The organism is Pseudogemmobacter sonorensis, assembly GCF_042762395.1.
GTDB classification, from domain to species: domain Bacteria; phylum Pseudomonadota; class Alphaproteobacteria; order Rhodobacterales; family Rhodobacteraceae; genus Pseudogemmobacter; species Pseudogemmobacter sonorensis.
In genome coordinates this window covers 1-7,285 of the sequence record NZ_JBEFZE010000059.1, presented here as the reverse complement: position 1 = coordinate 7,285, position 7,285 = coordinate 1, and the positions used below count along the sequence as shown (strand labels likewise).

Genomic DNA, 7,285 nt, shown 5'->3' with positions numbered 1-7,285 from the left:
GCGTTCACCTGCTCCACATGAACCGCTTCACATCCCTCGGCACGCCCGAGACTGTCCGAATGCGCTGAAGACAGCCGGGAAAGGGAGACCTGCCGCCTCAATCCGAATGGCGCAACAAGGCCCGTGCAGGCCCGGCGCCCGGTCTCAATCAGAATGCCTTCGCTCAGGAATTTGTTGATCGTGCGCTTGACCGTCGTTTCGCCCAACTCCGTATGACGCTGGATGGTTCCTTTCGAGCACCAGATGCCCGACCCGTCATCGCTGGCCTTGTCCGCGAGAAACATGATGATCTGCTTGCGGACCGGGCTGCCGAATTTACGCTGCGCACAAAGATTCGCGACCTTCCAGCTCATAGCGCGGCCTCCGTCGGGGTTGCGGGACGGCGTGAGGTCGCGTATTCCACTATTCAAAGTGCCGTCGGACGGAGTGCCAGCTCCTTCGGTGGCTTTTTTTGCAGGTAGCACTGCCCGAAATTGCGGGACACCTGCGTCATAACCCATTGATTTGCATAAGGCGCTGTCGATCAGATGCGGGGCAGCTGAGCGTTGATTTTCTTCACTTTTCTGGAAGAATGGTGGGCGACCCTGGAATCGAACCAGGCATGAGTCGCCTCGGCGGAGTTACAGTCCGCTGCCGCACCTTGCAGCACGTCGCCCACTGGGGGCGGGAAATAGCCAAGGGGGCGGGGGGCGTCAAGGGCTCTTCTTAGAGCGGGAGGCATCCTTTTGCCTTGCCTTCGCGCCGGGTTCGGGCATTTTGCGCGCCGGGCCCCGGGGCCTGGGGGAAAAGCCATGAAAAAGCCGTCCTGGGTGGTCGACAAGGAACGCAACCGCAAGGCCGAGGCGAAAGAGACAGTCTGGCTCTTCGGCCTGCATGCGGTGCGCGACGCGCTGCTCAATCCGCGGCGCGCGCGCCTGCGGCTGATCGTCACCAAGAACGCCTTCGACCGGCTGGAGGATGCCATCGCCGCCTCGGGAATCACGCCCGAGATCGTCGATCCGCGCAAGTTCACCGCGCCGATCGACGAGGGCTCGGTCCATCAGGGTGCCGCGCTCGAGGTGCGGCCGCTCGACTGGGGCGGGCTGATGGATCTGGCGATCTCGGGCGAGGGGGCGCCGCTCCTGGTGCTGCTCGACCGGGTGACCGACCCGCATAACGTCGGCGCGGTCCTGCGCTCGGCCGAGGTGTTCGGCGCCCGCGCGGTGATCGCGCCGCGCCACCATTCCGCCCCGGAGACCGGCGCGCTGGCCAAGACCGCATCCGGCGCGCTGGAGCGTCAGCCCTATCTGCGGGTGGCCAACCTGGCCGAGGCGATGGAAGAGCTGAAGGCGGCGGGCTATGTGCTGGTCGGCCTGGACGGCGCGGCGGAAATCCCGCTGGCGCAGGCGCTGGCGAGCACGGCGGGCCGCCCGGTCGGGCTGGTCATGGGGGCCGAGGGGCCGGGCCTGCGCGAAAAGACCCGCGAAACCTGCGATCTTCTGGCGCGAATCCCGGCGGCGGGCGCGTTCGGCAGCCTCAATGTCTCGAATGCGGCGGCGGTGGCGCTTTATGCCGCCGCCGCCCGGTAAAGAGATAACGCGGAGATCACGAATGCGGGAAGGAACCTTTAATCCTTCATCAGCGTTTATAAGTCACTGTCGTGAAGGACGGGCCGGAACCCCCGTTCCTTTCATTCACTGTCCCTCGTTCCACAACTTGCGCGCCCGGCCTCATTCAGGCTCGGGCGCCTTTTTTGGCAGCATCCAAGCAGGCAGGGCCCGAATGTCCGACGACAGCACCATCCGCCGCATCCTGACCGAAGCGAAGACCATCGCCGTCGTCGGCTGGTCGCCCCGGGCCGAGCGGCCAAGCCACGGCGTCGCCGCCCTTCTCGCGGCCCGGGGCCACCGGGTGATCGCGGTCAACCCGGGCCAGGCCGGGCAGCACGCGCTCGGCGGCGTGGTGCGTGCCTCGCTGGCCGAGGCGGCGCGGCACGACGGCCCCATCGACATGGTCGACATCTTCCGCCGCTCGGAAGAGGCGGGGGCGGCGGTCGACGACGCCATCGCCATCGGCGCCCGGGCGGTCTGGCTGCAACTGGGCGTCATCGACGCATCTGCCGCCGCCCGCGCCCGCGCCGCCGGGCTCGAAGTGGTCATGGACCGCTGCCCCGTGATCGAGATCGCCCGGCTGGGCCTCTGACCCGCGCCCCGGCAAAGGCCCGCTCCAAAAGCGCCCCTTCCGCCCCTTCATCTTGGCAAAAATATCCCCGCCGGAGGCCTCCGACCCCCGCCCCGGGGCGAAACGCCGCCTATCCTCGCGCGGCCTTCTCGGCGATCCCCGAAACCCCCTCTCGCCGCTCCAGCTCGGCGAGCACATCGGCCAAGCGGACGTCGCGCGCCGCCAGCATGACGATCAGGTGATAAAGCACATCCGCCGCTTCCGAGGCCAGCCGCGCCCGGTCGCCGCGCACGGCCTCGATGATCGCCTCCACCGCCTCCTCGCCGAATTTCTCGGCGCATTTCTCAGGCCCCTTCGACAGCAGTTTCGCGGTCCAGGACGATTCGGGATCGGCGCCGCGCCGGGATTCGACGGTGGCGGCCAGGCGTTCGAGCGCGTTCATTCCAGCCTCACCGGGATTCCGGCCGCCGCCATATGGGCCTTGGCCTCGCCGATCGTATAGGTGCCGAAATGGAAGATCGAGGCGGCAAGCACCGCCGAGGCCCCGCCCTCCAGGATCCCCTCGACCAGATGGTCGAGCGTGCCGACCCCGCCCGAGGCGATCACCGGCACTTCCACCGCCTCCGATATGGCGCGCGTCAGGGCGAGGTTGAACCCCGCCCGGGTGCCGTCGCGGTCCATCGAGGTCAGAAGGATCTCGCCCGCGCCCTTGGCGGCGACGGTGCGGGCGAATTCGACGGCGTCGATGCCGGTGGGCTTGCGGCCGCCATGGGTGAAGATCTCCCACCGCCCCGGCGCCACGGTCTTGGCGTCGATGGCAACGACGATGCACTGGCTGCCGAAATGGTCGGCGGCCCGCGCCACCACATCGGGATCGGCGACGGCGGCCGAATTGAACGAGACCTTGTCCGCCCCCGCGAGCAGCAGCGCCCGCACGTCGGCGGGGCTGCGCACGCCGCCGCCCACCGTCAGCGGCACATAGATCTGCTCGGCGGTGCGGGTGACCAGGTCGAACATCGTGCCGCGGTTTTCATGGGTGGCGTGGATGTCGAGAAAGCAGATCTCGTCGGCGCCCGCGCGGTCATAGGCGCGGGCCACCTCGACCGGATCGCCCGCATCGGTCAGATTGACGAAATTCACGCCCTTGACCACGCGGCCATCGGCCACGTCCAGGCAGGGGATCACGCGGGTCTTCAGCATTGCGGCCTCATCGGGCGGGCGGGTGCTTCGCCCTCAGGCCCCGGGATAATGCGCCGGGGGGGATTGTGCAATCGCCCAAGGCCGCGCGCGGGATGCCCGCCGCTTCAGGGCCGCCTCACAGCGCGCGGCGCCGCCGCGGATGGTAAAGCGCGGCGGGGCCGACGGTTTCCAGGAATTGCCGCCCGGCCTCGGTGCCGAAATGCTGGATCTGGGCCAGGCCGGGGAAGCGCGCGCCCAGTTCGGCGGCGATCTCGGGCGGCAGGCGGCTGACGGTGGCGTCGTTGACCATCAGGCTCTCGGCGGGGATGCCCTCGGCATAGACGATCTCGTGGCGGTCGAAGACCAGGCTGAACCAGTCGACGAAGCCGCCTTCGCGGATGAAGACATTCTCGCCATCGACCAGATGGCGGGCCTGGACCAGCAGTTCCGATGTGCCCAGCCCCGCCGGTCGGTTGCGCTGGTAAAGGAACATCCGGTGGTGCTGGCTGACGATCAGGTCGCCCGCATTCCCCAGCGTGCCCGCGGTGATCACCACCGGCGCGAAGGCCCCCACCGCGCGCAGGGTCGCCCGGCCCAGGAGCCGCAGCGGCTGCGGCCCGTGATCGCGGGTCAGCACCCGGTCGCCGGGGCCCAGATCCTCGATCGGGACCTGCCGCCCCGAGGCCAGCGAGATCAGCGTGCCGCGCGCGAACGAGACACAGATCAGATCCGAGAGCCGCGTGTCCCGGGGCGAGGATTCGACATGGAGCAGCGTATAGTCCGAGCGTGTCCCGATCGGCGACAGGGGCAGGGCGAAGAGCCCGGCCTCCAGCGCCAGCATCAGCAGCTCGACCTTGTCGCCATCGGGCGACATCAGCGTGTAGCGCGCGGCCAGCCGCACCTTTTCGCCCGGGCGGCCCAGCGAGGAACCCTCGGCCACTTCGGGCTCGGCCCCCGCCGCGACCGGGCGCGACAGCACGAGGCGCAGCGGGCGGGCGTTTTCCTCAAGCTCGTAGATATCGCCGGTGACCACCTGGTCGGGGCCGCCGAGGCCGTCGCCGGAATTCACCCCGATCGAGACATAGATGTCGTCGGCGGCGAAGACCTGGCAGGCATGGCCGGGGGCAGGGGAGGGAGAGGCCGCCCTGCCGCCCGTTTCCATTGCGCCCGCCCCTGCCGCGCCCATCCCTGCCGGGACCGTCCTTCTTGCGCCCGTTCCCGCCGCCCCCGCCGCAGGGGCGGGGCGCGCGCCGGGCGCGCGGGCAGGGGGGGGATCGGTGTTCTGCACGGCACTCATGTCTCATCAGCCTTTCGGCCCGGTCGGGCGAAGTCTAGCAAGCCCGCCGCCCGGGCGCAAATTTCCTCGCCGGGCCGAGGGTCTGCGGCGCGGCGTGCCTGGTCCGTTTCGGAGGCCCCGGGTCTTGGGGCCTCGTTTCCGGGTCCCGGGTTTTGGACGGCATCCGGCGCGGTCTCGGTCCGCAGGCCCAGTCTCAGGGGTCGAGGGGGCGGAAGCGCGGCGGATTTGCGGCGGCGGTGGGGCGGGGAGGGGTGCCGCGCCTGTCCTTTCGTCCCCGCCGCACGGGCGGCCCCGCAACGCCTTCGCTTTCCTGGCCTTCCTTCCGGGCCGCGCGCGCTCTTGCGCGGATCGCATCCGCCTGGCCCCTTTCGCCGCCCCCGCATCCCCCCTATGGTCTGGCCGCGAACGGACAGGAGGATGGAATGGATCTGGGACTTCGAGGCCGCAAGGCCATCGTCTGCGCGGCCTCGAAAGGGCTGGGCCGGGGCTGCGCCGAGGCCTTGGCCGAAGCGGGGGTCGATCTGGTGATCTGCGCGCGCGGGGAAGAGGCCCTGCAGGCCACGGCCAAGGGAATCGCCGCCGATTGGGGCGTGGACGTGACGCCGGTCGTCGCCGACATCACCACCGAGGCTGGCCGCGCCGATGTCCTCGCCGCGGCGGGCGAGGTCGACATCCTTGTCACCAACGCGGGCGGTCCGCCGCCCGGGCTGTGGTCGGAATGGTCGCGCGAGGATTTCATCAAGGCGCTGGACGCCAACATGCTGACGCCGATCGCGCTGATCCAGGCGGTCCTGCCGGGGATGATGGCGCGCGGCTGGGGACGGGTGGTCAATATCACCTCGGTCTCGGTGCGCGCGCCCATCGGGGTGCTGGGGCTGTCGAATTCGGCGCGGGCGGGGCTGACCGGCTTCGTCGCCGGGACCGCGCGGCAGGTGGCGGGCAGCGGGGTGACGATCAACAACCTGCTGCCGGGCATGCATGCGACCGACCGGGCCGAGGCGCTGGACAAGGGCGCGGCCCGCGCCCAGAACATCTCGGAGGAGGAGGCCCGCGCCGCCCGCTGGGCCACCATTCCGGCCGGGCGCTACGGCACGCGGCAGGAATTCGGCGCGGCCTGCGCCTTCCTTTGCTCGCAGCATGCGGGGTTCATCGTCGGGCAGAACATCCTGCTGGATGGCGGCGCGTCGAACATCACGATCTGACGGGTCGCGGCCTGACGGGTCGCGGCAAGGCGGGAGTTGAACAGCCAGGGCCGGGATCGCGCGGGGGATCCTTTGCGGGCCGGTCCGGTTCGGGACGGCTATCCCCGCCCGCGCTCTCCGGCGCGGGGTCGTCTCGCCCGGGCGTTCAGCGAGGGGGCTCTTCGCCCGCGGGGGTGCCGTCCTCGGCCTTCAGATCGGCCTGGGGCAGCAGGGTCGAGACCTTGTAGAGCAGGCTTTTCGCCGCGCGCGAAAGTGCGGGATGCTCGGCCTCGACATGGCGCAGGCCGGTGGCCAGCGCCTCGACCTCGTCCTGCGTCAGAACAGTGGGCGGCAGCATCAGCGGCGCGCGCAGGATATAGCCCAGGCCGCGCTCTCCGGTGACCGGCAGGCCGGTCGCCGCCATCATCGCCATGTCGCGCCAGACCGTGCGCACCGAAACCCCCAGCTTTTCCGCGAGTTCCGCCGCGGTATGCAGCCTGCCGTCGCGCAGGATGCGGATCAGGTCGTAAAGGCGGTCGTCGCGTTTCATCGGGGGCCTTGTGTCCTTGGGGAGGGGGCTTGCGGCTGCGGATGGGCTGGCGGCGGCGCCCGCTCAACTGACAAAATACTGTCAGTTGAGCGGGCGCCGCAAGCGGAATCGGTCTTCCGTCCGGGCCCCGTCCCGCCCTAGTTTCGCGTCAATCGGATGCAATCGGCCCGTCCTGGCCGGAAAAAAAGGGGATTTCGCAATGTTCCAGAATATGGGTGTCGGCGGCCTTCTGCTGATCGCGGTCGTGGTGCTCGTGCTGTTCGGCAAGGGCAAGGTCAGCTCGCTCATGGGCGAGGTCGGCAAGGGAATCACCGCCTTCAAGAAAGGCGTGGCCGACGGGACCAAGGAGATCGAGGATGCCAAGGCCGAGGTCGCCCGCGACGTGACCCCGGCGGATCCGGTGGTGGAAACCGCCACGGAGGCCGCCGTGAAGGATGCCGAGAAGGGCAAGATCTGAGCCGGTAACGGCGCGGGTCGGGTCCGCAAGCAGGGCGCCGCAATCGAGGTTCGGCATCGGGGCCGCTAGGCCGGAGGCAGGGGAGAGACGCTTATGGAGATCGGCTGGTCCGAGCTTCTGCTCATCGGCGTGGTGGCGCTGATCGTGATCGGGCCGAAGGATCTGCCCGAGATGTTCCGCACGCTTGGGCGTTTCACGGCCAAGCTGCGCTCGATGGCGCGGGAATTCTCGCGCGCGATGGAGGATGCGGCCAAGGAGTCGGGCGTCAAGGACGTGGCCGAGGATCTGAAGAAGATGACCTCGCCCAAGTCGCTTGGACTGGATGCGGTGAAATCCGCCGCCGACAAGTTCGAGAAATGGGATCCGCTGAAGGGCGCGCGCCCCGGCGCCGCTGCCTCGGCTGCCGCTGCCTCGGGCGCGGCGGGCGCGACCGCCGCCGCCGCCCCGCCCGCGGCCACCAC

At 69.6% G+C, this 7,285-nt stretch carries 9 protein-coding genes, 1 tRNA gene and 1 pseudogene; 5 read left to right on the top strand and 6 right to left on the bottom strand.

Translation table 11 applies throughout. The features are described from left to right. Together ABNX41_RS21250 and ABNX41_RS21245 are read right to left on the bottom strand one after the other, a co-directional pair. Nucleotides 1–353 (bottom strand): annotated as a pseudogene (locus tag ABNX41_RS21250) (hypothetical protein); the annotation flags it as partial. A 219-nt stretch (nucleotides 354–572) separates the two neighbouring features. Continuing rightward, nucleotides 573–656 (bottom strand) — tRNA-Tyr (locus ABNX41_RS21245). 135 nt (nucleotides 657–791) lie between these two features. Between ABNX41_RS21245 and rlmB the strand changes: the two genes are divergently transcribed. Then, nucleotides 792–1,568 carry a 23S rRNA (guanosine(2251)-2'-O)-methyltransferase RlmB gene (rlmB, locus tag ABNX41_RS21240; RefSeq protein ID WP_438671689.1) on the top strand — a complete coding sequence of 259 codons (777 nt, stop codon included), beginning with the start codon at nucleotides 792–794 and terminating at the stop codon, nucleotides 1,566–1,568. A 193-nt stretch (nucleotides 1,569–1,761) separates the two neighbouring features. Next, nucleotides 1,762–2,181 carry a CoA-binding protein gene (locus tag ABNX41_RS21235; RefSeq protein ID WP_438671688.1) on the top strand — a complete coding sequence of 140 codons (420 nt, stop codon included), beginning with the start codon at nucleotides 1,762–1,764 and terminating at the stop codon, nucleotides 2,179–2,181. Between the two features lie 109 nt (nucleotides 2,182–2,290). Here ABNX41_RS21235 and ABNX41_RS21230 read toward each other — a convergent pair whose 3' ends face one another. The 3 genes from ABNX41_RS21230 to ABNX41_RS21220 all read right to left on the bottom strand — a co-directional run bounded on the left by ABNX41_RS21230 (nucleotide 2,291) and on the right by ABNX41_RS21220 (nucleotide 4,501). Continuing rightward, on the bottom strand, nucleotides 2,291–2,602 hold the full coding sequence (locus ABNX41_RS21230) for a phosphoribosyl-ATP diphosphatase (RefSeq protein ID WP_438671687.1): 312 nt from the start codon (nucleotides 2,600–2,602) through the stop codon (nucleotides 2,291–2,293). Next, nucleotides 2,599–3,360 (bottom strand): imidazole glycerol phosphate synthase subunit HisF, encoded by a 762-nt coding sequence (gene hisF / locus ABNX41_RS21225; RefSeq protein ID WP_438671686.1) that lies wholly within the window; start codon nucleotides 3,358–3,360, stop codon nucleotides 2,599–2,601. Before hisF ends, ABNX41_RS21230 begins: the two co-directional genes overlap by 4 nt. A gap of 115 nt (nucleotides 3,361–3,475) precedes the next feature. Continuing rightward, on the bottom strand, nucleotides 3,476–4,501 hold the full coding sequence (locus tag ABNX41_RS21220) for a Hint domain-containing protein (RefSeq protein ID WP_438671685.1): 1,026 nt from the start codon (nucleotides 4,499–4,501) through the stop codon (nucleotides 3,476–3,478). A gap of 557 nt (nucleotides 4,502–5,058) precedes the next feature. Between ABNX41_RS21220 and ABNX41_RS21215 the strand changes: the two genes are divergently transcribed. Beyond that, the gene (locus ABNX41_RS21215) at nucleotides 5,059–5,838 is read left to right on the top strand and encodes an SDR family oxidoreductase (protein WP_438671684.1); all 780 of its coding nucleotides are present in this window, start codon (nucleotides 5,059–5,061) and stop codon (nucleotides 5,836–5,838) included. Nucleotides 5,839–5,983: 145 nt separating this feature from the next. Here ABNX41_RS21215 and ABNX41_RS21210 read toward each other — a convergent pair whose 3' ends face one another. After that, complete coding sequence (locus tag ABNX41_RS21210) at nucleotides 5,984–6,367, bottom strand: helix-turn-helix transcriptional regulator (protein WP_438671683.1); 384 nt, start codon at nucleotides 6,365–6,367, stop codon at nucleotides 5,984–5,986. A 199-nt stretch (nucleotides 6,368–6,566) separates the two neighbouring features. Here ABNX41_RS21210 and ABNX41_RS21205 point away from each other — a divergent pair, with 199 nt between their 5' ends. Beyond that, the gene (locus ABNX41_RS21205) at nucleotides 6,567–6,824 is read left to right on the top strand and encodes a twin-arginine translocase TatA/TatE family subunit (protein WP_438671682.1); all 258 of its coding nucleotides are present in this window, start codon (nucleotides 6,567–6,569) and stop codon (nucleotides 6,822–6,824) included. Between the two features lie 93 nt (nucleotides 6,825–6,917). Further along, nucleotides 6,918–7,285: Sec-independent protein translocase protein TatB (tatB, locus tag ABNX41_RS21200; protein ID WP_438671681.1), on the top strand; the 368-nt coding region annotated here is incomplete at its 3' end.